General features: G+C 68.8%; 25 protein-coding genes. 6 read left to right on the top strand and 19 right to left on the bottom strand.

Annotation, left to right across the window (positions count from 1 at the left end):
- Positions 1-17: 17 nt before the first annotated feature.
- The 6 genes from QE449_RS20385 to QE449_RS20410 form a co-directional block, all read right to left on the bottom strand.
- Positions 18-566 carry a dihydrofolate reductase family protein gene (locus tag QE449_RS20385; RefSeq protein WP_307109564.1) on the bottom strand — a complete coding sequence of 183 codons (549 nt, stop codon included), beginning with the start codon at positions 564-566 and terminating at the stop codon, positions 18-20.
- Positions 567-766: 200 nt separating this feature from the next.
- Positions 767-1,723, bottom strand: coding sequence for a 23S rRNA (guanosine(2251)-2'-O)-methyltransferase RlmB (gene rlmB, locus QE449_RS20390; protein ID WP_027506446.1), 957 nt, complete (start codon positions 1,721-1,723; stop codon positions 767-769).
- Complete coding sequence (gene cysS, locus QE449_RS20395; protein ID WP_307109565.1) at positions 1,723-3,129, bottom strand: cysteine--tRNA ligase; 1,407 nt, start codon at positions 3,127-3,129, stop codon at positions 1,723-1,725. The genes rlmB and cysS overlap by 1 nt, the downstream gene beginning before the upstream one ends.
- An 11-nt stretch (positions 3,130-3,140) precedes the next feature.
- Positions 3,141-3,653, bottom strand: coding sequence for a 2-C-methyl-D-erythritol 2,4-cyclodiphosphate synthase (ispF, locus tag QE449_RS20400; protein ID WP_222638871.1), 513 nt, complete (start codon positions 3,651-3,653; stop codon positions 3,141-3,143).
- A 10-nt stretch (positions 3,654-3,663) separates the two neighbouring features.
- Positions 3,664-4,344 (bottom strand): 2-C-methyl-D-erythritol 4-phosphate cytidylyltransferase, encoded by a 681-nt coding sequence (gene ispD, locus QE449_RS20405; protein WP_307109566.1) that lies wholly within the window; start codon positions 4,342-4,344, stop codon positions 3,664-3,666.
- A 7-nt stretch (positions 4,345-4,351) separates the two neighbouring features.
- Positions 4,352-4,840, bottom strand: a complete 489-nt coding sequence (locus tag QE449_RS20410) for a CarD family transcriptional regulator (RefSeq protein WP_027506450.1) — start codon at positions 4,838-4,840, stop codon at positions 4,352-4,354.
- 259 nt (positions 4,841-5,099) lie between these two features.
- On the opposite strand from QE449_RS20410, the gene QE449_RS20415 reads away from it, so the two are divergent.
- The 3 genes from QE449_RS20415 to disA all read left to right on the top strand — a co-directional run bounded on the left by QE449_RS20415 (position 5,100) and on the right by disA (position 8,372).
- Complete coding sequence (locus QE449_RS20415; RefSeq protein WP_056443593.1) at positions 5,100-5,684, top strand: hypothetical protein; 585 nt, start codon at positions 5,100-5,102, stop codon at positions 5,682-5,684.
- A 53-nt stretch (positions 5,685-5,737) separates the two neighbouring features.
- Positions 5,738-7,159 (top strand): DNA repair protein RadA, encoded by a 1,422-nt coding sequence (gene radA, locus QE449_RS20420; RefSeq protein ID WP_307109567.1) that lies wholly within the window; start codon positions 5,738-5,740, stop codon positions 7,157-7,159.
- 121 nt (positions 7,160-7,280) lie between these two features.
- On the top strand, positions 7,281-8,372 hold the full coding sequence (gene disA, locus QE449_RS20425; RefSeq protein WP_027506453.1) for a DNA integrity scanning diadenylate cyclase DisA: 1,092 nt from the start codon (positions 7,281-7,283) through the stop codon (positions 8,370-8,372).
- Between the two features lie 137 nt (positions 8,373-8,509).
- Here the strand turns inward: disA and QE449_RS20430 are convergent, their stop codons facing one another.
- The gene (locus QE449_RS20430; RefSeq protein ID WP_307109569.1) at positions 8,510-9,214 is read right to left on the bottom strand and encodes a hypothetical protein; all 705 of its coding nucleotides are present in this window, start codon (positions 9,212-9,214) and stop codon (positions 8,510-8,512) included.
- A gap of 42 nt (positions 9,215-9,256) precedes the next feature.
- Positions 9,257-9,949 carry a carbonic anhydrase gene (locus tag QE449_RS20435; RefSeq protein WP_051613514.1) on the bottom strand — a complete coding sequence of 231 codons (693 nt, stop codon included), beginning with the start codon at positions 9,947-9,949 and terminating at the stop codon, positions 9,257-9,259.
- 69 nt (positions 9,950-10,018) lie between these two features.
- Between QE449_RS20435 and QE449_RS20440 the strand changes: the two genes are divergently transcribed.
- Positions 10,019-10,891 (top strand): A/G-specific adenine glycosylase, encoded by an 873-nt coding sequence (locus QE449_RS20440; RefSeq protein WP_307109570.1) that lies wholly within the window; start codon positions 10,019-10,021, stop codon positions 10,889-10,891.
- Here QE449_RS20440 and QE449_RS20445 read toward each other — a convergent pair.
- Positions 10,823-11,611, bottom strand: coding sequence for an alpha/beta fold hydrolase (locus tag QE449_RS20445; protein ID WP_222633169.1), 789 nt, complete (start codon positions 11,609-11,611; stop codon positions 10,823-10,825). The two genes, QE449_RS20440 and QE449_RS20445, sit on opposite strands and share 69 nt — an antisense overlap.
- 36 nt (positions 11,612-11,647) lie before the next feature.
- Here QE449_RS20445 and QE449_RS20450 point away from each other — a divergent pair, with 36 nt between their 5' ends.
- Together QE449_RS20450 and QE449_RS20455 are read left to right on the top strand one after the other, a co-directional pair.
- Positions 11,648-11,974: an antibiotic biosynthesis monooxygenase gene (locus QE449_RS20450; RefSeq protein ID WP_027506456.1), complete on the top strand. Its 327-nt coding sequence runs from the start codon at positions 11,648-11,650 to the stop codon at positions 11,972-11,974.
- An 83-nt stretch (positions 11,975-12,057) separates the two neighbouring features.
- Positions 12,058-13,473 carry a serine hydrolase gene (locus QE449_RS20455; protein ID WP_307109571.1) on the top strand — a complete coding sequence of 472 codons (1,416 nt, stop codon included), beginning with the start codon at positions 12,058-12,060 and terminating at the stop codon, positions 13,471-13,473.
- Here the strand turns inward: QE449_RS20455 and QE449_RS20460 are convergent.
- From QE449_RS20460 to panC, 10 genes are all read right to left on the bottom strand, one after another.
- Positions 13,470-13,907, bottom strand: coding sequence for an OsmC family protein (locus QE449_RS20460; protein ID WP_027506457.1), 438 nt, complete (start codon positions 13,905-13,907; stop codon positions 13,470-13,472). The two genes, QE449_RS20455 and QE449_RS20460, sit on opposite strands and share 4 nt — an antisense overlap.
- A 76-nt stretch (positions 13,908-13,983) precedes the next feature.
- A complete protein-coding gene (locus QE449_RS20465) occupies positions 13,984-14,736 on the bottom strand; it encodes a VOC family protein (protein ID WP_307109572.1) in 753 nt (250 codons plus the stop codon).
- Between the two features lie 103 nt (positions 14,737-14,839).
- Positions 14,840-17,374: an ATP-dependent Clp protease ATP-binding subunit gene (locus QE449_RS20470; RefSeq protein ID WP_027506459.1), complete on the bottom strand. Its 2,535-nt coding sequence runs from the start codon at positions 17,372-17,374 to the stop codon at positions 14,840-14,842.
- 388 nt (positions 17,375-17,762) lie between these two features.
- Positions 17,763-18,116: an Lsr2 family protein gene (locus tag QE449_RS20475; RefSeq protein WP_027506460.1), complete on the bottom strand. Its 354-nt coding sequence runs from the start codon at positions 18,114-18,116 to the stop codon at positions 17,763-17,765.
- Positions 18,117-18,227: 111 nt separating this feature from the next.
- Positions 18,228-19,760 (bottom strand): lysine--tRNA ligase, encoded by a 1,533-nt coding sequence (lysS, locus tag QE449_RS20480; protein WP_307109573.1) that lies wholly within the window; start codon positions 19,758-19,760, stop codon positions 18,228-18,230.
- Positions 19,761-19,782: 22 nt separating this feature from the next.
- A complete protein-coding gene (locus QE449_RS20485; protein ID WP_027506462.1) occupies positions 19,783-20,229 on the bottom strand; it encodes a rhodanese-like domain-containing protein in 447 nt (148 codons plus the stop codon).
- Positions 20,229-20,765 carry a cysteine dioxygenase family protein gene (locus QE449_RS20490; protein ID WP_235579015.1) on the bottom strand — a complete coding sequence of 179 codons (537 nt, stop codon included), beginning with the start codon at positions 20,763-20,765 and terminating at the stop codon, positions 20,229-20,231. The genes QE449_RS20485 and QE449_RS20490 overlap by 1 nt, the downstream gene beginning before the upstream one ends.
- A gap of 139 nt (positions 20,766-20,904) precedes the next feature.
- Entirely contained in the window at positions 20,905-21,699 is a 795-nt protein-coding gene (locus QE449_RS20495) for a type III pantothenate kinase (RefSeq protein WP_027506464.1), read from the bottom strand.
- Positions 21,699-22,139, bottom strand: coding sequence for an aspartate 1-decarboxylase (gene panD / locus QE449_RS20500; RefSeq protein WP_027506465.1), 441 nt, complete (start codon positions 22,137-22,139; stop codon positions 21,699-21,701). The genes QE449_RS20495 and panD overlap by 1 nt, the downstream gene beginning before the upstream one ends.
- A gap of 70 nt (positions 22,140-22,209) precedes the next feature.
- Complete coding sequence (gene panC / locus QE449_RS20505) at positions 22,210-23,139, bottom strand: pantoate--beta-alanine ligase (protein WP_307109574.1); 930 nt, start codon at positions 23,137-23,139, stop codon at positions 22,210-22,212.
- Positions 23,140-23,149 lie beyond the last annotated feature (10 nt).

Genomic DNA, 23,149 nt, shown 5'->3' on the forward strand with positions numbered 1-23,149 from the left:
ACAGATGATGACAGGACTCAGGTCTGCGCGTGCGGTTCCACGACGTCGTACTCCGCGCAGAGGAACGCGCCGTTGCGCGCGAAGTCCACGAGTCGGAGATCGAACCGACGCGGGAACAGCGGCCTGCCGGCGCCGAGGGTGACCGGCGCGATCGAGACGACGATCCGATCCAGGTGGCCGGCCTCGGCGAACTGTGCTGCCAGGTCACCGCCACCTACGATCCAGACGTCCTTGCCGCCGGCGGACTCCTCGATCGCCGGCCAGAGGTCGGCGACGTCTCCGGCGGCGAATCGAACGTCGTGCTCGGAGTCCGCGAAGTCTCGATGGGTCACCACCCACGCCGGCATGTCGTACGACCATGCCTCCCCGGTCGACTCGTTGTGGTCGAGGACCCAGGCGTAGGTCGTGGCGCCCATGACGATCGCGCCGATGTCCGCGATGAAGTCGCCGTAGTTCATCGGGCCGTGCTCGTCGATGTCCTGACGGAAGAGCCACTCGAGAGAGTCGTTCTCGTCGGCGAGGTAGCCGTCGAGGGTGCTGGCGGTGAAGTAAGTGCTCCGGGTCACAGGACGATTCTGCACCCGACCACCGACACCGATCGCACTGCGGAGCGTGTGCACACCCTCTCCGGTGAGCGCACACCCCTCACCGCCGACTGCACAGGGTGTGCGGTTCAGGCAACGGGTGTGCGCACCCCATCCGACCCAGATTGGAGCTCAGCTGCCGACCCCGTTCATCGAGTCGGTGCGCGTCCACTGAGCCGGGTTCAGCCCCGGCGCTGCCGTGCGATGCCCGCGAGCACGACACCCGCTGCGACGGACGCGTTGAGCGACTCCACCGGACCGGCCATGGGGATCGACAGGATGCTGTCGCAGTTGTCGCGGACGAGGCGGGACAGACCCTTGCCCTCGGACCCGACGACCACCACGATCGGCCCGGTGCCGTCGAAGTCGTCCAGCGAGGTATCGCCGTCGGCGTCGAGACCGACGACCATGACACCCTTGTCGGCCCAATCCTTCAGCGTCCGAGTCAGATTGGTCGCACGGGCGACGGGGAGACGCGCTGCCGCGCCGGCACTGGTGCGCCACGCGACGGCCGTGACACTCGCGCTGCGTCGCTGCGGGATGACCACGCCGTGTCCACCGAACGCTGCGACCGACCGGACGACGGCACCGAGGTTGCGGGGGTCGGTGATGTTGTCGAGAGCGACCAGCAGCGGCGGCTCCTGACGCTGGCGCGCCTGCGAGAGGAGATCGTCGGGGTGGGCGTACCGGTACGGCGGCACCTGGAGCGCGATGCCCTGGTGCATGCCGTTGGCACTCATCCGATCGAGATCGGTGCGGGAGACCTCCAGGATCGAGATGCCCTTGTCCGCGGCGATCTGGACGCTCTCCTTCAGCCGATCGTCGGCCTCGGTGCCCGACGCGACGTACAGCGCTGTCGCCGGCACTCCCGCGCGCAGGCACTCCAGCACCGGGTTGCGGCCCAGCACGTTCTCCGGACCGTCCTCGGTCTTGCGGACCGGCGGACGGCCGCGACCCGAGCCGGACGCGTCCCGGCTGGTCGGCCGTGCGCGCCGGGCGTGCTTGGTGCGCTCGGCCGCCGGCGGGGTCGCGCCGCGGCCCTCGAGGCCCTTGCTGCGCTTGCCGCCGGACCCGACTGTCTGGCCCTTCTTGGTGCCGGTCTTGCGCACCGCTCCGCGTCGACTCGAATTGCCTGCCATTACTTCTCCGTGCCTTCCGGCTGTGCGATCGACCATTCCGGGCCGTTCGGGGTGTCGGTGACCTCCACGCCCGCGCGGGCGAGGCGGTCACGAATACGGTCGGCCGTCGGCCAGTCCTTGCCTGCCTTGGCGGCGCTGCGCAGCTCGAGGTCGTCCGCGATGAGCAGATCGAGCGCCGCCCGTTCCGCCGACGCGTCGGCCGAGCCGGACGCCCAGTGCGGATCGAGGGGATCCACGCCGAGGATCGACGTCATGGCGCGGACGGACGACGCAGCCTCGACAGCCTCGTCCAGCTTCCCCGCGGCCAACGCACTGTTGCCCTCGCGGCGGAGTCCGTGGATCTCGGCGAGCGCCTTGGGCACCGAGAGATCGTCGTCGAGCGCCTCGGCGAACGCGGGCGTCCAGGTACCGATCGGCACCTCGCCCGCGCGCTCCGCAGTCTTCGTCACGAACGCCTCGATGCTCCGGTACGCCGATGCCGCTTCCTGCAGTGCCTCGGCGGAGTACTCGAGCATCGACCGGTAGTGCGCGCTGCCGAGGTAGTAGCGCAGTTCCTGCGGACGCACGGTCTCGAGCATCGTCGGGATGGAGACGACGTTGCCGAGCGACTTCGACATCTTCTCGCCGCTCATGGTGACCCAGCCGTTGTGCAGCCAGTACTGCGCGAAACCGTCCCCCGCGGCGTGGGACTGGGCCAGCTCGTTCTCGTGGTGCGGGAACACCAGATCCAGTCCACCGCAATGGATGTCGAACGCGGACCCGAGGTAGGTCTCCGCCATCGCGGAGCACTCGATGTGCCACCCGGGTCGGCCGCGTCCCCACGGGGTGGGCCACGACGGCTCGCCGGGCTTGGCCGTCTTCCACAGCGTGAAGTCGCGCGGATCGCGCTTGCCCGCACCGACGCTCTCACCCTGGTGGACGTCGTCGAGCCTGTGCCCGGACAGAGCGCCGTACTCGCCCCAGCTCCGCACGTCGAAGTAGACGTCGCCGGCGGCCGCGTACGCGTGACCCGCGTCGATCAACCGACCGATCAGCTCGACCATCTGCGTGATGTGACCCGTGGCGCGCGGTTCGGCCGACGGGGGAAGCACACCGAGGGCGTCGTAGGCCGCGGTGAAGGAGCGCTCGTACGTCGCCGCCCACTCCCACCACGGACGGCCGGCGTCGGCGGCCTTGTTCAGGATCTTGTCGTCGATGTCGGTGACGTTGCGGACGAAGGCGACGTCGTAGCCGGCGGCCGTCAGCCACCGCCGAAGGACGTCGAACGCGACGCCGCTGCGCACGTGACCGATGTGGGGATGCCCCTGGACCGTGGCCCCGCACAGATACACCGAGGCGTGTCCGGGGGCCAGCGGAGTGAACTCACGCACGGCCCTGGTCGCGGTGTCGTAGAAGCGCAGGGTCACGACGGCCGATCCTACCGGGGATTCGACTCGCCCTGTACCACGCGAGCGTCGTCCGGGACCGCACTCTCCAGCACGAGAGCGGTGGCGATCGCGGCCACACCCTCGCCGCGGCCGGTCAGGCCGAGCCCGTCGGTCGTGGTGGCCGAGACGGAGACGGGCGCCCCCAGGATGTTCGTGAGCAGTGTCTGCGCCTCCACCCGACGTGGGCCGACGCGCGGACGATTGCCGATGACCTGGACCGCGGCGTTGCCCACGCGCATCGACTGCTGCGCGAGCAGTTCGCGGACGTGCATGAGCATGGTGGCGCCGCTGACGCCGTCCCATTCTGGGCGACCCGTGCCGAACACCGAGCCCAGATCTCCCAGACCGGCCGCGGACAGCAGCGCGTCGCAGAGTGCGTGCGCCGCGACGTCGCCGTCGGAATGCCCGGCACAGCCGTCGGCGTCCTCGAACAACAGTCCGGCGATCCAGCACTCACGCCCCACCTCGACGGGGTGGACGTCGGAACCGATCCCTACGCGCATGGTCTCCCTCTCACGACTGTGTCCGGCGGGCGACGAGTGCGCGAGCCAGGACCAGATCCATCGGGGTGGTGATCTTGAAGGCCTCGGCGTCGCCGACGACCGTGTGCACGTGAACTCCCAGACGTTCGACCAGGCCGGCGTCGTCGGTGGCCGTATCGGGAAAGGAATCGTAGGCACGCCTCAGGGTCACCCCGTCGAATCCCTGCGGCGTCTGCACCGAGCGAAGCGTGGCCCGGTCGATCGTTCCGGTGACCACACCGTCGGCATCGACGGACTTCATCGTGTCGACGACGGGCAGCACCGGCACCACGGCCGACGCACCGGCGCCGACCGCCTCGACGACGCGGGTGATCAGACTCGGCGGCGTCAGGCAGCGTGCGGCGTCGTGCACGAGCACGATGTCCGCCGCACCGGCCACTGCCAGGCCGGCCCGCACCGAATCGGTGCGCTCGGCTCCGCCGACGACGACGTCGACCGGCAGGACGCAGGACTCGACCAGACGAGAGGTCGTGTCCTGCAGAACGTTCGGGACCACCACCACGACACGAGAAAGGGCGCCGGAGGCCGACAGGCCGTCCAGCGCCCACTCGAGCAGAGTGCGTCCCGCGAGTTCCACGAACGCCTTGGGCATGTTCTCCCCTAGGCGTACGCCCGATCCGGCTGCCGGAACGAGCGCGACGACGTCCGTCACACGCGCGTCAGGACGCCGCGGCCAGAACCTCGTCCAGCATGGAGTCCGCCCTCACTTCGTCGGTTCCCTCGGCGAGTGCGAGCTCGCCGACCAGGATCTGACGTGCCTTCGCCAGCATGCGCTTCTCACCAGCGGACAGGCCGCGGTCCTGCTCACGACGCCACAGATCGCGCACGACCTCGGCCACCTTGTTCACGTCACCCGACGCGAGCTTCTCCAGGTTGGCCTTGTACCGGCGCGACCAGTTGGTGGGCTCCTCGGTGTGCGGCGCGCGGAGAACCTGGAACACCTTGTCCAGACCCTCCTGGCCGACGACGTCCCGGACACCCACGTACTCGGCGTTGTCGGCAGGAACTCGAACGGTGAGATCACCCTGGGCTACCTTGAGAACGAGGTATTCCTTGGCCTCGCCCTTGATGGTGCGTGTCTCGATATTTTCGATCAGCGCCGCTCCGTGGTGCGGGTAAACGACGGTGTCTCCGACCTTGAAAATCATGTGTTCGGTGCCCCTTTCGATATGGCCAGTTTAACACGCCTCCGATCCGGGGTCGTTCCAACGGTGCAGGTCAGGGGCACAGGGCTGGTGGGGACGCTCTTGACAGGGGGCGGGATACATGTATCGAGCAGGCTGTTCGGCCCGCTCCGGCACCGACTGGCGTCACCCGATCCACACGTCCGGACGGCGAACTACTACGCTGCGTGGTGGTGGCCGCCCGTCGGCACAACTCTCGATGACGACCAGTGGAGGACGACCAGTGACCGCATCTACCGCCCGGATCCGGCCGGCCCGAGTCGCGACCGGCGTCGCGCTCGCTCTCGGCACGGTGATCAGCCTCTCCGCGTGCAGCGCCGGGCAGATCTCCCAGACGGCGACGCAGGTCGCCGCGGTCAACGGTAACGGCGCGGACCAGGGCACCGTCTCCCTGCGCAACGTGCACGTCGCCTACCCCTCCTCCGACGAGTTCGTGCTCGAGCCCGGTGGCCGCGCGGAGCTGATCTTCACGGCGATCAACACCAGCGAGACCACACCGGACCGCATCACCGGCATCGAGACCGAGGGTGCCGCCGAGGTCGTCGTCACCGGTGCCACCGGTGGCACCTCCATCGAGATCCCGGCTCAGGCGTCCGTCGCGTCCGGAGTGCCCGCGGACCAGGACCCCACCGCCCCCGAGGGGTCGCAGTCCATCACCGCCGTGATGGAAGACCTCTCCGAGAACGTGCGCCCCGGACTCACCGTCCCGGTCACCTTCACGTTCCAGCAGGCCGGCGACGTCACCGTCAGCGTGCCCGTCGATCCGGGCCCCGTCACCCCGCGCCTCGACGAAGAGGCCAACGGCTGACGGTCCCCCGTCGGCCGAGCATTCCTGTCGGTAGACACCTCTAGTCTTCGCGAGTGGCCAAGACTCGTACCAGTTATCGCTGTTCGGCCTGTCAGCACACCGTGGCCAAGTGGGTCGGCCGCTGCCCCGAGTGCGAGACGTGGGGCTCGATGGACGAGGTCACCCTCCTCGCCTCCGTGTCGTCCCGCGCGGGTGCGAGCGCCGTTCGGGCGGGCGGCGCGTCGATGATCCCGACGTCGCCGGCACTTCCGCTCACACAGGTCTCCAGCACGTCCTCCATCGCCCGTCCCACCGGGGTCGACGAGCTCGACCGCGTGCTCGGCGGCGGCATCGTGCCCGGCTCGGTGGTGCTGCTCGCGGGTGAACCGGGCGTCGGCAAGTCCACCCTCCTGCTCGAGGTGGTCAAGCAGTGGGCCGAGCGCAGCCCGCAGGACATCGCGCTCTACGTCACGGGTGAGGAGTCGGCGGGGCAGGTGCGTCTGCGCGCCGACCGGACAGGCGCCGTGCACGAGCGCGTGTTCCTCGCCGCAGAGAACGACCTGGCCACCATCTTCGGCCACGTCGACCAGGTCGCGCCCACTCTCGTCGTCGTCGACTCCGTGCAGACCATGCAGGCGTCCGACGTGGACGGCGTCATCGGCGGCGTCACCCAGGTCCGTGCCATCACCTCGGCGCTGACGTCCCTCGCCAAGGGCAGCGGCACGGCCGTCATCCTCGTCGGCCACGTCACGAAGGACGGCGCGGTCGCCGGGCCGCGCTCGCTCGAGCACCTCGTCGACGTCGTCCTGCACTTCGAGGGCGACAAGCACTCCACCCTGCGCATGGTCCGCGGCGTCAAGAACCGCTTCGGCGCCGCCGACGAGGTGGGCTGCTTCGAACTGCGCGAGGGCGGCATCCACGGCGTCAGCGATCCGTCCGGCCTGTTCCTGCACCACCGCGCCGACTCGGTCCCCGGCACCGCCGTCACCGTCACGATGGACGGCAAGCGGGCCCTGCTCGCGGAGGTCCAGGCGCTCGTCGCGCCGTCGCACATGCCCACGCCCCGCCGGGCCGTCAGCGGTCTGGACGCCGCCCGGGTGTCGATGATCCTCGCGGTCCTCGAACGTCGCTGCGGCGTGCAGCTCAGCAGCCGGGAGGTCTACGCCGCCACCATCGGCGGTATGCGGACCACCGAGCCCGTCGTCGATCTCGCGTTGGCACTCGCGGTCGCCTCCGCGGCCCGTGACACCGCCCTGCCCCCGGGAATGGTGGTGCTCGGCGAGGTGGGGCTGGCCGGGGAGGTCCGGCGCGTGGTCGGCGTCGACCGGCGCCTCGCCGAGGCCGCGCGGCTGGGGTTCACCTCCGCGATCGTCCCGTCCGACCAGCGTCGCGGCGTGAAGGACGACACGGCCGGAGATCCACCGGGCATGCGGGTCGTCCGGGTCACCGACGTCGCCGGCGCGATGCAGGGGGCCTTCGAGCGACGACGGAAGTAGACCACTCGACCCGCGGACGGAACGCCGGTGCGGTGAGTACCGGTACCCTGACTCTGCACCACCGGCAACCGGGAACGACGTGGGAGGGGGACCAGTGACCGACACCGTGACGACTCCGGGCATCTCCCTCGGCTTCCCGGTACCCCATTCGTCCCTGCGTGACGCCATCGCCGACCTCGCCCCGGGCACCACGTTGCGCGACGGTCTCGAGCGCATCCTGCGTGGCCGCACCGGCGGACTGATCGTCCTCGGGTACGACGAACAGGTCGAGAGCATCTGCGACGGCGGCTTCGACCTCGATGTCGAGTTCGCCCCCACCCGGCTCCGCGAACTGTCCAAGATGGACGGCGCCGTCGTGTTGTCCACCGACGGTTCGCGCATCGTCCGCGCCAACGTGCAGCTCGTCCCCGACCACACCATCCCCACGGTCGAGTCCGGTACCCGCCACCGCGCCGCCGAGCGCACCGCGATCCACACCGGCTACCCCGTGGTGTCCGTCAGCCAGTCGATGAGCATCCTCAGCGTCTACGTCGGCGGAACCCGGCACGTCATCGAGGGTTCCGCGACCATCCTGTCCCGCGCCAACCAGGCCGTGGCCACCCTCGAGCGGTACAAGGCGCGCCTCGACGAGGTCAGCCGCCAACTGTCCGTCACGGAGATCGAGGACTCGGTGACGTTGCGCGACGCGCTCACCGTCGCGCAGCGCCTCGAGATGGTCCGGCGCGTGTCCGTCGAGATCGAACAGAACGTTCTCGAGCTCGGTATCGACGGGCGCCAGCTCGCCCTGCAGCTCGAAGAACTGGTGGGCGACAACGACTCCGCGCGCCAACTCGTCGTCCGCGACTACCTCGCCGGCACCGACACACCCACCACCGCGGCCGTCGAACGCTCCCTCGCGGCACTCGACCGGCTCACCGACGTCGACCTGCTCGACCTCACGGTCATCGCTCGTGCCTTCGGCTACCCCGGCACCATCGAGGCGCTCGACGCACCGATGAGTCCCCGCGGGTACCGGTTGCTCACCCGCGTTCCGCGGCTGCAGTTCACGCAGATCCACCGACTGGTCGGGCACTTCGGCACCCTGCAGACACTGCTGGCCGCCACCGCAGCCGACCTGCAGTCCGTCGAGGGCATCGGTGGGCTGTGGGCCCGGCACATCAGAGAAGGCCTGTCCCGCATGGCCGAGGCCAGCATCTCGGGGCCCTTCGACTAATCGGCCGGCCTCCGGCCTTCCCGTTCGATTGATCGGCCGGTCTTCCCGGAGGGGTTTCGTTGCTCTGCGACTGCAGCACCTGCCGGAACGCGGAACTGCCGCGGGAACCGACCTCGCTGACGCGGAACGGACGTGCGCTACGTGATGTTGAACGTCTCCGGCGCGCTGCGCAGCTGGCCGAGCTGGCCGACCACGCTGTATCCGCCGGGTCCCACCGGGTTCCGCGGCGCCGCGCACCCGGGCTCGGAGGTGGTCGCGGACCACTTCACGGCGAACGGCGCCTGCTCACCGGGCTGCAGCGTGCGGATGTCGGGAGTCGTGGTGGGGAAGCAGTCGACGTTCGACCAGAGTCGCTGCCCCTCCAGCGTGTAGACCAGCACCTGCTGCAGACCCGAACCCAGATCGCGCTCGCACGCCGAGGTTCCGATGTTGGTGACGACGACGGTGAACGCCGGCTCCTGCCCCGCGGGGTAGGACGGCTGATCGGGCGAGGCCTTCACGGCGAGAGACTGATCCGCGCACTGACCGGGAGCGACGGGCGCAGAGGACGTCGTGGCGGACGTGGACGTCGCCGACGACGAGGACGCGGCGTCTCCGCCACCACCGGAACCTCCTGCCGGAGCTGAGCCTCCGGTCGCGGACGCGTCGGGGCGGTACGTCGTGGCAGCGGACGGTGCGAGCGAGGCCGACGCCGCGGTGGACTCGGAATCCTGCGACCCGCCACCGGCGAGCGACACCACCAGCCACACCACGAGTCCGATGACCACCACTGCGCCACCGATCGCGAGCGCGCGGCGTCGCCAGTAGATCTCGGGAGGCAAGGGTCCGTTCGGCTCGAGCACAGGTCAACCGTATGTGCCGACGCGGTGACCGAGCGGCACCTACTACGGCGTGTCGCTCGCCGTCGCTGACGAGGTGAGCAGATCACTCGCATCGGTGCGGTCGGTCGACCCCATCTCGACGTGTCCGATGTCGCCCAGCGCGCCCTGGAACTCCACCTTGCCCTCGGCCAGCTTGTACGTCAGGCCGACGATGGCGAGTTTTCCCGCGGCGACGCGCTTCTCGAGGATCGACGACCGATCGATCAGCAGCTTCCCGGTCTCGAGGACGTGGCGCGCCTCGACGTCGTCGGCGCGCGTGTACCCCAGTCGGTGGGCGTTGAGGACGGACGGCGTGACCCGCTCGACGATGTCGCGGATGAAGCCACCGGGGACGGTGCCCTCGTCCAGCGCGTTGATGGTCGCCTTGACGGCGCCACAGCTGTCGTGGCCGAGAATGACGATCAGGGGCGCTTCGAGGACCTCGGCGCCGAACTCCAGGGAACCCAGAACGGCCGAGTCGACGACCTGGCCGGCCGTGCGGACGACGAACATGTCGCCGAGGCCCTGGTCGAAGATGATCTCGGCTGCCACCCGGGAATCGGAGCACCCGAAGACGATCGCGGTGGGGTGTTGACCGTCGACGAGCGACGCGCGGTGATCCACCCCCTGGCTGGGATGCTCCGGGCGGCCGTCGACGAAACGGCGATTACCCTCGACGAGTGCGTTCCATGCTGAGCGGGGACTCGAATTAGGCATGGCCTCATTGTTACCGAAACATGAGTCACCCGCCGGTGGCGGCCCCGACTTCCGGGAAGGATCACAGACATGGACAGCGAGGTTCTGGTCTCGTGGTACCGACGCGAGGCCAGGGATCTGCCCTGGCGCCGTAGCGGTGTCAGCGGGTGGCAGATCCTGATGAGCGAGGTGATGCTGCAGCAGACTCCGGTGGCGCGGGTCGCTCCGATCTGGGTCGAGTGGGTACAGCGTTGGCCGGTGCCGTCCGCCATGGCCGCGTCGTCGCGGGCCGACGTCCTGCGGGCCTGGGGCAAGCTCGGCTATCCCCGTCGCGCCGCACGCCTGCACGACTGCGCCGCCGTCCTCGCCGAGCACCACGGCGACGAGACGCCGTCGGATGTCGAGACGCTGCTGACCCTGCCGGGTGTCGGGGCGTACACCGCGCGCGCCGTCGCCTGCTTCGCCTACGGGCAGCGGGTTCCCGTCGTCGACACCAACGTGCGGCGCGTCGTCGCCCGTGCGGTCCACGGCCGCGCCGAGCCCGGAAACCCCAGCACCACACGAGATCTCGCAGACACCGAGGCCTTGCTACCCGAGGACGTCGCCACCGCGGCCACTCTGTCGGCGGCACTGATGGAGCTCGGCGCCGTCATCTGCAGCGCACGCAATCCCGCCTGCGCGGACTGCCCGCTCCCGTCGTGCGCGTGGGTCGAGGCCGGTCGGCCGGCGCACGACGGACCGCCGAGGAAGGTGCAGAAGTTCGCCGGAACCGATCGGCAGGTGCGCGGAAAACTGATGGACGTACTGCGCTCCACGATGGGTCCGGTGGAGAAGTCCGAGCTCGATCTGGTGTGGACGACCGATCCCGGCCAACGTGACCGTGCCCTGAACTCGCTACTGGTCGACGGGCTCGTCGAGCAGACGTCCGCCGGCGCCTTCGCGCTCGCCGGGGAGGGCTCGTAGGAACGACTCGACAGCGCGCCGGTACTCCCCCGGCCGATCGTCGTGCACCAGATGCCCGGCGCCGGCGACCACCTCGTACGTCGAGTCGTGATGCAGTGCAGCCATTCTCGCCATCTGACCCGCTGGAGTGACCGTGTGCTCCGCCTCGAGCAGCAGCGCGGGAGCACGCACTGCTCGCCACTCGTCCCAGAAGTCGCGTCGTCCCCATTCGTCCGAGATCGCCGCGAACGTGTCCACGTCTCCGTGCAGGTGCAGCCCGTCCGGCGTCCGCTCGAAGGAGTCGAGGAAGTACTGCCCCGCGACGTCACCGAAGTACGCCAGAACCGCGGCCTCGTCGGGGAACGGCTGGGGCCACGCACGGATGACGGCGGCCCACCCGTCGGAGGTGCGACCGCGGAAGTCGGGAGCCATGTCCTCGACGACGATCCCGCGCACCCGCTCCGGTTCGCGCGCCGCGAGGCACCACGCGTGGAGCGCGCCCATGGAGTGACCGATCAGGATCACGGACTCGAACGGCGCCAGCGCCTCGCGCAGCTCGTCGACGAACGCCTCGGTGGTGAGGGTCGCCGGAGCAGCACGCCCGTGTCCCGCCGCCCGGGCGGCGAGCACGTGGCCGTGCTCCCGCAACCAGGGCACCTGCCGCCGCCACGTGTCCGGGCCGCCCATCAGGCCGTGCAGCAGCACGAGGGGCACTCCGGAGCCGCCGTGGTCGTCCAGCATCGCTCGACCGTAACCGTCGCAGGTAGCCTCGGGTCCATGCCAGTGGTCAAGATCAACGCCATCGAGGTGCCCGAGGGCGCCGGCCCCGAACTCGAGAAGCGCTTCGCCGCCCGCGCCGGATCGGTCGACGGCTCACCCGGTTTCCTCGGTTTCCAGCTGCTCCGCCCGGTCAAGGGCGAGAGCCGCTACTTCGTCGTCACGCAGTGGGAGGACGAGGAGTCGTTCCAGGCCTGGTCGGGTGGACCGGCTCGCGAGGCCCATTCCGGTGAGCGGGCGAAGCCGGTCGCCTCGGGTGCCTCGTTGCTGGAGTTCGACGTCGTCCTGGACGTTCCGGCCCGTCGAGACGGACCGGCCGACCGGTAAACCCGGACATGGCTGTAGGTAAGGTCGGTTCTTCACGGCAGTTCGAGCCACAGCAGTTCGAGCGGGAACGAGGTCGGCGACACATGCCCACGTCACGCAGGTACGCCATTCTGGCCGCTGCCGTCACCGCGACTCTCACGCTCGCCGGATGCTCCGCAGGCGTCGATCCGCTGCTCGAGTCGGGAGCCGCGCGCGGCGACGGATCCACGACGGAACCCGCCGACACGACCGCTGCCCCGGCCGCCGGCGCGCCGATCACGGCGGTCACCGACACCGTCCTCGGTTGGATCACGACGCCGGACCCCACCACGCTCGACCCGGCCGCGATCGACTCCTTCGCGGCGCCCGAGCTGGCGCAGGCACTGGCTCAGGTCGGCGGGCTGCTCGGTCCCGTCGCGCAGATCCTGGCGAGTGGCCCCCTCACCGTGGGTGAACGAACCGAGGACGGCCTCGAGTCCACCGTGCAACTGAGCACCGGCCGGAACGCGCCCGTGACGCTGCGACTGCGCGCCACCGAGGACGGCCTGCTGTCCGGGATCCAGGCTCTGCCCGACACCGAGGGCGTCGACTCCTTCGCCTCGTCGGACGCTGCGCTCAGCGCTCTCGGTGCCCGCACGTCCTACGTCGCCTCCCGCGTCACCGACGGCACCTGTACTCCCGTTCACAGCCTGAACGCGGACGACTCCCTGCCGCTCGCCTCCGTCGCGAAGCTGTACGTGCTCGGCGCGGTCGCGCGGGCCGTCGACAACGGGACGCTGTCGTGGGACGAGCAGTTGACCGTGACCGACGCACGCAAGTCGGCCCCGTCGGGACAGTTGCAGTTCGCTCCCGAGGGCACACCGGTGACGGTGCGCGAGGCGACCGACGCGATGATCGCGATCAGCGACAACACGGCGACCGATCTGCTGATGGATCGCATCGGCCGGGACGCGGTCGAGTCCGAGGTCACCATCATGGGCGCCGCGAATCCTGCGGCGCTGACGCCCTTTCCGACGACACGCGAGTTCTTCGTGCTCGGGTGGGGACGGCCGGACCTGCGTGCGCAGTGGCGCGACGCCGACACGCAGACCCGCCGCGGCATCCTTGCCGGAATCGAGAATCGCACCATCGACAGCGAGCCCGTCGATCCGGTGACCGCCGACCTCGACTACCAGGGAATCGCGACGAGGCCCGGTACGCCGGACGGAGTCGAGTGGTTCGGCAGCGCGAACGACATCTGCCGCGCGTACGCGGCGTTGATCACGGGTCCGCAGAGCGACGTCGTGCGCCAGGTCCTCGCGCTGAACCCCGGCGCCGAGGTCGATCCCGCTCGCTGGCCGTACGTGGGCTACAAGAACGGCAACGCCGCGGGCGACGTGGCGGGGTCCTGGCTCTTGACCGACACTCGGGGACAGGACTGGGTGGTGGCCACCCAACTGCAGTCCGACGAGGCGATCGGCCCCCTGGACAACGCCTACGCGTTCGCCGTCGTCCAGGGGACGTTCGAGCTGTTGCGTTAGCTCTCGAGAGCGGCGTCGAGCGTGATCTCGACGCCCGTCAGGGCCTTGCTCACCGGGCAGGTCTCCTTGGCGTTCTGCGCTGCCTTCGCGAAGCCGTCGGCGTCCAGACCGTCGACCTCACCGCGCACCGTGATCGTGATGCCGGTCAGCTTGAAGCCGACCTCGTCCGGTCCGAGCGACACCTCGGCGGTCACGTCGAGGCTCTGCGGAGTGCCACCGGCCTCGGCGATGACGGCCGAGAGTTGCATGGCATAGCAGGACGAGTGCGCTGCGGCGATGAGCTCCTCGGGGCTGGTGGTGCCGCCCGCGTCGTCCGCCGCACGCTTGGGGAACGACACGTCGTACGTGCCGACCTTCGAGCTGGAGAGCTCGACCTGTCCCGAGCCTTCCTCGAGTGAACCGTTCCATGCTGTCCGTGCTGTACGAGTAGGCATCAGCCATCCTTGTCGCTGGGGAACTCTTGACTCGTTCAGAGTATCCAGCGGCTGTCGACTTCGAACCGATGCCAGGTCAGACGCTCGGGTCGACGGCGATCACCGCAAGGACGTTGCCGGACGGGTCGGTGAACCACGCGATGTCCGGGCCGTTCCCCCGCATGACACCCTTGTCGTCCTGCGGTGCCCCGTCGTATCGGACGAATTCGACACCTCGCGCTGTGAGGTCGGCGACCGTGGCGTCGATGTCACGCGTCGGGATGTTCAGCACGGTGTGCGTGGCCGGTACGTGATCCGGCTTGGGGTAGGCGAGCATGCTGGTGCGTCGGTCGATGCGAATCCAGGAAGTACCCATCTCGGACGGCAGTACGCGCATGCCCAGGACATTGCGGTAGAAGCGCGTGGTGTCCTCCATGTCTCGGACCGCGATGCCGGAGAACGGCGTCGTCGGAGCGCCCATCTGCGCTTCCATCTCGTCCCGCAGACGGACCAGCTGGATCCAGTTGCCGTCGGGATCCTTCGCGGTGGCGAACAGGTCCCCGTCGCGGCTCTCGAGGGGACTCACCCACTCGCCGCCGAGCGCGTCGATTCGACCGGCGACCGCCTCCGGGTCGTCCGGTTCCACGTTCAGGACGACGCGCGCACCCTCTCGATTCGGGCCCGTCACGTCGTCACGCTTGTCGAACATGACGAAGAAGCCGTCGAGGTCGATCACGGTGTACGTGCCCATCGACATCGGCGGCGCCTCGAACACCTCCCCGTACCACCGGGCGAGCTCTTCGGGATCGGGGCTGGACAGGAGCATCGAGTTCACGGTTGCAGTAGCCATACCGGTACAGACCGGGCGGTGCGGCCGAACTCATCGCGAGAGACACCACGAACGCAGAACGGGCGAGACCCGTGAGGGTCCCGCCCGTTGCCGTGCGTACGTACTACTCGGAGCTCTCGCCCGACTTCGCCAGGTCGACGGTCAACTCGTCGGGAAGGCTGATCGGCTTCTTCTCGCCGCGGAAGGTGAAGACTGCGTCTTCGCCCTGTCCTTCGCCGTCCCAGTTGTCGACGTCGACCAGCACGATCTGACCCGGCTCGATCTCGCCGAACAGGATCTTCTCGGACAGCTGGTCCTCGATCTCGCGCTGGATCGTGCGACGCAGCGGACGCGCACCCAACACCGGGTCGAATCCACGCTTGGCCAGGAGCGCCTTGCCCTTGTCCGTGACCTCGATGGCCATGTCCTTGTTCTTGAGCGCAACCTCCACTCGCGCCAGCATGAGATCGACCATCTGGATGATCTCGTCCTTGGTGAGCTGGTGGAAGACGACGATGTCGTCGATGCGGTTCAGGAACTCGGGGCGGAAGTGCTTCTTCAGCTCGTCGTGCACCTTGAGCTTCATGCGCTCGTAGTTGGAGCCACTGCCCTCACCCGAGGAGAAGCCCAGCCCGACGGCCTTGGAGATGTCCGACGTACCGAGGTTCGAGGTGAAGATCAGCACGGTGTTCTTGAAGTCGACCGTACGACCCTGACCGTCTGTGAGACGGCCGTCCTCGAGCACCTGCAGGAGCGTGTTGTAGATCTCCTGGTGAGCCTTCTCGATCTCGTCGAACAGCACCACGGAGAACGGCTTGCGGCGCACCTTCTCGGTGAGCTGGCCACCCTCTTCGTAGCCCACGTATCCGGGGGGCGCACCGAACAGACGCGATGCGGTGAACCGGTCGTGGAACTCGCCCATGTCGATCTGGATGAGCGCGTCGTCCTCGCCGAACAGGAAGTTCGCCAGAGCCTTCGACAGCTCCGTCTTACCCACACCGGACGGGCCGGCGAAGATGAACGAGCCGGACGGACGCTTCGGGTCCTTCAGTCCTGCGCGGGTACGGCGGATGGCCTTCGAGACCGCCTTGACCGCCTCGACCTGGCCGATGATGCGCTTGTGGAGTTCGTCCTCCATGCGCAGGAGACGCGTGGTCTCCTCCTCGGTCAGCTTGAACACGGGGATGCCGGTCCAGTTGCCCAGGACCTCGGCGATCTCGTTGTCGTCGACCTCGGCGATGACGTCGAGGTCTCCGCTACGCCACTGCTTCTCGCGCTCGGCGCGCTGCGCGACGAGCTGCTTCTCCTTGTCGCGCAGGTTGGCGGCCTTCTCGAAGTCCTGCGCGTCGATCGCGGACTCCTTCTCCCGACGAGCATCGGCGATCTTGTCGTCGAAGTCGCGCAGGTCCGGCGGCGCCGTCATCCGACGGATGCGCATGCGCGCGCCCGCCTCGTCGATGAGGTCGATCGCCTTGTCCGGCAGGAAGCGGTCGTTGATGTACCGGTCGGCCAGGGTCGCGGCCGCCACGAGCGCGCTGTCGGTGATCGAGACGCGGTGATGCGCCTCGTACCGGTCGCGCAGACCCTTGAGGATCTCGATCGTGTGATCGACCGACGGCTCGCCGACCTGCACCGGCTGGAAGCGACGCTCGAGGGCCGCGTCCTTCTCGATGTACTTGCGGTACTCGTCGAGCGTGGTGGCACCGATGGTCTGGAGCTCACCACGAGCGAGCTTCGGCTTCAGGATGGAGGCCGCGTCGATCGCGCCCTCGGCAGCACCCGCGCCGACGAGCGTGTGCAGCTCGTCGATGAACAGGATGATGTCGCCGCGGGTGTTGATCTCCTTGAGCACCTTCTTCAGGCGCTCCTCGAAGTCACCGCGGTACCGGCTGCCGGCGACGAGCGAGCCCAGGTCCAGCGTGTAGAGCTGCTTGTCCTTGAGCGTCTCGGGAACCTCGCCGTTGACGATCGCCTGCGCGAGGCCCTCGACGACGGCGGTCTTGCCGACGCCGGGCTCACCGATGAGCACCGGGTTGTTCTTGGTACGGCGGCTCAGCACCTGCATGACGCGCTCGATCTCCTTCGCGCGTCCGATCACCGGGTCGAGCTTGCCCTCGAGTGCGGCCTGCGTGAGGTTGCGGCCGAACTGGTCGAGCACCAGCGACGTGGACGGTGTGCCCGCCTCGCCGCGGCTGCTGCCGGACTCGCTGGGCTCCTTGCCCTGGTATCCGGACAGGAGCTGGATGACCTGCTGGCGCACGCGGTTGAGATCGGCGCCGAGCTTGACCAGCACCTGCGCAGCCACACCCTCGCCCTCACGGATGAGGCCGAGCAGGATGTGCTCCGTGCCGATGTAGTTGTGTCCGAGCTGCAGCGCCTCACGCAGGCTGAGCTCGAGGACCTTCTTGGCACGCGGAGTGAACGGGATGTGCCCGGACGGTGCCTGCTGGCCCTGGCCGATGATCTCCTCGACCTGGCTGCGTACACCTTCGAGGGAGATCCCGAGCGACTCCAGAGACTTCGCCGCCACGCCTTCACCCTCGTGGATGAGACCCAGCAGGATGTGCTCCGTGCCGATGTAGTTGTGGTTGAGCATCCGGGCCTCTTCTTGGGCCAGGACGACGACGCGCCGTGCGCGGTCGGTGAACCTCTCGAACATCGCTCTCCCTCACACTGATGACGGGGCAGGCGTCGGACCCTCTAGTCCGAACCTCGAGCCCGACTCTCACTCTAGTTGCCGTGACCTTCGAGTGCCGCTCCGCCGGGGAAGTTCATCCGACGGCGAACGGTGGCTCCCATGCCCTCGGCGCGTCCATCGGGACGACACCGGCACCCTTGTATGCAGTCACAACGCACTGCACCGGAGATTCGTTACCACGAGCGACAGCGGATTCACCGTTCCCGCCTTCGCCCGCAGCGAACGGCCTACTCCTGATCGGCACCCACGGCAATGGGTCGGCGTGATGAGACGTGACGGACATTCCGCCCATCCATTGGAGTCATTGTCATTCAATCGAATGACAATGACTCCGACAGACAGGACAGAATCACGAAGAAAGTTCCCAGGCCCGCACGATCTCGGACGATATGCGGCCCCGCGCGCTGATCTCGAAACCTTGCGTGCGCGCCCATTCCCGTATTGCAGCACTGCGCGCCCGATCGGCCGCTCCGCGTGTCCGCGTGCCCCCGGACGAGCTCGCGGCCGGCCCTCCCCCGGTCGTCCGCGTCGACACCCGCCGCGCGTGCTGGATCCACTGATCCATGACTTTCCGCAGCTCATCGGCGTTCGAGTTGGACAGATCCAACTCGAACCACGTGCCGTCCAACCCGATCGACACCGTCTCGTCAGCCGGCACGTTGTCGACGTCGTCGACCAGCGTGACCGTCACCTTCTTGACCATTCGACGCATTCCCCCCTCCGAACACAGCGACACTTTTCGCTGAGCAGGATCGATAATAGCGCGCATTACCGAGGCCTTGCAGCGTACCGAGTGGAATGTTCCATTCGGGCGTCAGCCGCGGTCGGGACGCACCAATGGAAAGAGGATGGTCTCGCGAATACCCAGCCCTGTGAGCGCCATCAGAAGGCGGTCGATGCCCATTCCCGTACCCGTTGTGGGCGGCATCGCGTACTCCATGGCGGTGAGGAAGTCCTCGTCGAGGACCATGGCCTCGTCGTCGCCGGCCGACGCCAGCCGGGCCTGATCGACGAAGCGCTCGCGCTGCACGACGGGATCGACGAGCTCCGAGTAGCCGGTGGCGAGCTCGAAGCCCCGCACGTAGAGGTCCCACTTCTCCACCACACCGGGGATGCTGCGATGGGCCCGGACCAGAGGCGACGTCTCCACGGGGAAGTTGCGGACGAACGTCGGAGTGTGGAGCTGGTCCCCGCAGCTGTGCTCCCACAGCTCCTCGACCAGCTTGCCGTGGCCCCACCCCTTGTCCGTCGGCACGGCGAGACCCACCCGATCGGCCAGCGCACGCAGGTCGCCCGGGCTCGTCTCCGGTGTCACCTCGATGCCGACGGCGGCCGACAACGACGGGTACATCTCGATGGTGGTCCACTCGCCCGCGAAGTCGTACGCGGAACCGTCCGCGAGGGTGACCTGGAGCGACCCGTACACGGCCTGGACGACTTCCTGCACGAGCTCGCGCGTCATCACTGCGGAGTCGTCGTACGTGCCGTAGGCCTCGTACGTCTCGAGCATCGCGAACTCCGGGGAGTGCGTGGAGTCGATGCCCTCGTTGCGGAAGTTGCGGTTGATCTCGAAGACCCGGTCGATGCCGCCCACGACCGCCCGCTTGAGGAACAGTTCGGGAGCGATGCGGAGGAACAGGTCGATGTCGAGCGCGTTCGAGTGCGTCGTGAACGGTCGGGCCGCGGCGCCGCCGTGCAGCGTCTGGAGCATCGGGGTCTCGATCTCCAGGAATCCGCGGCGCTCGAGCCCGTCACGCAGTGCGCGCAGCGCGGCGACGCGGCGGCGGGCGTTCTCCCGCGCCTCGGGACGCACGATGAGGTCGACGTACCGCTGGCGGACGCGGGACTCCTCGTTCATCTCCTTGTGGGCGACGGGTAGGGGCCGCAGCGACTTGGACGCCATCTGCCACTCGTCCGCCATGACGCTCAGCTCGCCGCGTCGGGAGCTGATCACCTCGCCGTGCACGAAGATCATGTCGCCGAGATCGACGTCCGACTTCCACAGCGCCAGCGCGTCCTCGCCGACACCGGCGAGGGAGATCATGGCCTGGAGCTGCGTGCCGTCCCCGTCCTGCAGCGTCGCGAAGCAGAGTTTGCCGGTGTTGCGCAGGAAGATGACGCGACCGGCCACCCCCACCTGCTCGCCGGTGTGTGTGTCCGGCTCGAGCGCGGGATGCGCAGCCCGGACATCGGCCAGCGAGTGCGTCCTCGCGACCGACACCGGATACGCCTCGCGCCCGGACTCCAGCAGCCGGGCGCGCTTCTCGCGGCGGATGCGCACCTGTTCCGGGGTGTCGTCGGTGGGAACGGCGGCGGGGTCGGTGTCTGCTCGTGGTGTCTCGGTCACGACTGCCCAGCCTATAGAGAGGTCAGTGCGCGACGAGAGTGCGCCCTTCGCGCAGGCAGTGCCGTGCGCTCCCCACGACGCCGGTGAGCCCGGCGTCGACGATGGCGCGGTACCCACCGATGACGTCGGACGCTCGCGTGAGCCCCAGTTCCTGCAGCGCCGCGGCGGCCAGCGAGGAGGTGTAGCCCTCGGAGCACAGCACGATCCACTCGACGTCGTGATCCACCGCGATGGCCAGGCGTGCGCTGCTCGTGGGGTCGCACCGCCACTCGAGGACGTTGCGCTCGACGGCCAGTGCCCCCGGCATGGTCCCCTCCAGCGCGCGCTGTGCCTGGGGGCGGATGTCGACGAGCACCGCGCCGCGGGCGACGGCATCGGCCAGCTCGGAGACGTCCGTGCGGCGGTACGTGGACCGTGCGCGCTCGAGCATGTCGTCGATGCTCGATCGGGTGGTGGGTCGAGTCGTCATCACGCGTCTCCCTCGGGCAGGTCGGTCAGGACGGACCGGGTGCGGCGCAGAGCACCGCGCTCGCCGATCTCGTAGTAGGACATGGCCGTCAGCGGCGGCGAGTACGCGTGCACGCTCAGTGTCGGACCGCTCACGGTCACCGGGTCCGATGTCGGGGCCGGTGCGTGGGTGACGTCGTGGACCCACCCCAGCGGGAAGGACGCCTGATCACCCGCGTCCAGGCGGCGGTGATGCAGACCCTCACCGTTCCAACGGTATTCGCTGAGCGAGCCGCTCAGGACGGTCAGCGCGCCGAGCGATCCGGCGTGGTCGTGCAGTTCGGTGGACTTGTCCGGCACCCAGCTGATGAGCCACAGGTCGACCAGATCGTCCGAATGCAGACGGGCACACCACCGTTCACCGGCTGGGAACACTCCACCGGGCGGGAGGAGCGCATCATGGCGACCGTCGAGCACGTCCGCCGCACCTTGATCGGTGAGGCGCAGCAGATCGGCGGGACGCAGAGAGGTAGGGGCGACAGCAGAGAGCGAGAGCACGACAGGACTCCAGGGAGGTGTGATGACAGTCAGGGCAGGCGTCAGCCCCGACAACACTCCCGAGCACCCGTGCGATCAGTCACCCCGAAAGTGTGGCACACCGTTCGGCAGCGCGCCACCTCGACCGTCGTGGCCTCGATCAGCGGCGACGGGCCTGATTGCGCTCGTAGACCAGCCGCAGTCCCGCCAACGTGAGGTCCGGCTCGATGCGATCGATCGACGAGGAGTCGTCCATGACGAGCGACGCCGTGTCGCCGGTGGCCACCACGACGACGTCGTCGCCGTCGAAGCCGGGCACCTCGCGGCACACCCGATCGACGATGCCGTCGACGAGGCCGGCGAACCCGAAGATCGCACCCGACTGCATGGCCTCGACGGTGTTCTTGCCGAGAACGCCTCGGGGCCGGACCAGTTCGACCTTGCGCAGCGCCGCGGAGCGGGACGCGAGCGCGTCCATGGAGATCTCGAGTCCGGGTGCGATCGATCCGCCCAGGAACTCCCCCTTCGCCGACACGACGTCGACACACGTGGACGTCCCGAAGTCGACGATGATGCACGGGGCGTCGTACAGGTGGTGGGCCGCGAGGCTGTTGACGATGCGGTCGGCGCCCACCTCTTTCGGATTGTCCACCAGCAGAGGCACTCCCGTACGCACGCCGGGCTCGACGACCACGTGGGGAACGTGCGACCAGTACCGCCCCAGCATCGTCCGGATCTCGCGCAGCACCGACGGGACCGTCGAGAGCGCCGCGACACCCGTGATGGTCTCCACGTCGGGACCGAGGAGACCGCGAAAGGTCAACGCGAGTTCGTCCGCCGTCATCGACGCGTCCGTCCGCATCCGGCGTTGCCGCGTGAGCCGCGCGTGGTCACCGCTGCCGGTGAACACGCCCAACACGATGTTGGTGTTGCGGACGTCGACGGTGAGCAGCATCAGACCGAGACCGTGTCACGCGTGTCCGCGGTGAGTGTGCGCGGCGAGATCAGTCCGGAGCCGGCCGGGCTGTCCGCCGGATCGGTGCCCACCTGGACGGGGCGGTTGTCGGCGTCGACGAACACCACGTTCGGCGCGTACTCGGCGACCTCGGCCGGATCGAGGATGCCGTAGGCGATGATGATCACCAGATCACCCGGGTGCACGAGATGCGCTGCGGCGCCGTTGATCCCGACCACTCCCGAACCACGCTGCCCCGCGATGACGTAGGTCTCGAGCCGAGCACCGTTGTCGATGTCCACGATGGTCACCTGCTCACCCTCGAGCAGCGCGGCGGCGTCGAGCAGGTCCTGATCGATGGTCACCGACCCCACGTAGTGCAGATCGGCGTGGGTCACGGTGGCGCGGTGGATCTTCGAGGTCATCATCGTGCGGAGCATGGTGGGTCCTTACCTGTCTGGAGCCGGGCGGAGTTGCGGGCAGGCCGGAGGCCGGTCGGTTGGCGTGGAGTCAGGAGTGGCCGAGATGGCGTTGTCCAGCTGCGGATTCCGGATCGCGACCCTGGAATCCGGTACCGAGAGCGACGCCCACGTTGTCGAGCAGGCGCGTGGTGCCCACGCGGGCGGCGACCAGCAACCGGCCGTCTCCCTCCTCGGGTGCGTCACGGAGATCGGCGCCGCGTACCTCGAGGTAGTCGACGTCCACCTCCGGCACCGTGTCGAGCACCGACTGTGCCGCCGCCAGAACGGCATCCGAACCACCCTCGGCAGCATGGGTGCCGGCGATCAGCGCTGCCGACAGGGCCACCGCGAGGGACCGCTGGTGCTCGTCGAGGTACCGGTTGCGCGAGGACAGGGCGAGACCGTCGGACTCGCGGACGATGGGGACGCCGCGGATCTCGACGTCGATGTTCAGGTCACGCACCATCTGGTCGATGAGGACCAGCTGCTGGTAGTCCTTCTCCCCGAAGTAGGCCGTGGTGGGTGCGACGATGCCGAGCAGCTTCGCGACCACCGTCAGCATCCCGGCGAAATGGCCGGGCCGCGAAGCGCCTTCGAGTTCGGCACCGAGCGGACCGGGGTGCACCGTCGTCCGCGGACCGTGCGGGTACATGTCCTGCACACTCGGGACGAAGGCCAGTTCCACCCCGGCTGCGCGCAGCACGTCCAGGTCGGCGTCGAGGGTGCGCGGGTACGCGTCGAGATCCTCCCCCGCCCCGAACTGCAGCGGGTTGACGAAGATCGACACCACGACGACAGCGCCGCTCCGCTTCGCCATCTCCACGAGCTGGACGTGACCGGCGTGCAACGCACCCATGGTGGGCACGAGCGCGACTCGGCGTCCCGCCGAGCGCAGGGCTCGGGTGACCGACCGGACCACATCGGGTGCGTGATGCACCGTCAGTTCACCCGGTGTGTACGCGCCGGCGAGTGCACTCACGGCTGCCTCC

Origin of the sequence: Rhodococcus sp. SORGH_AS_0303 (assembly GCF_030819335.1) — a bacterium.
Classification (GTDB): domain Bacteria; phylum Actinomycetota; class Actinomycetes; order Mycobacteriales; family Mycobacteriaceae; genus Rhodococcoides.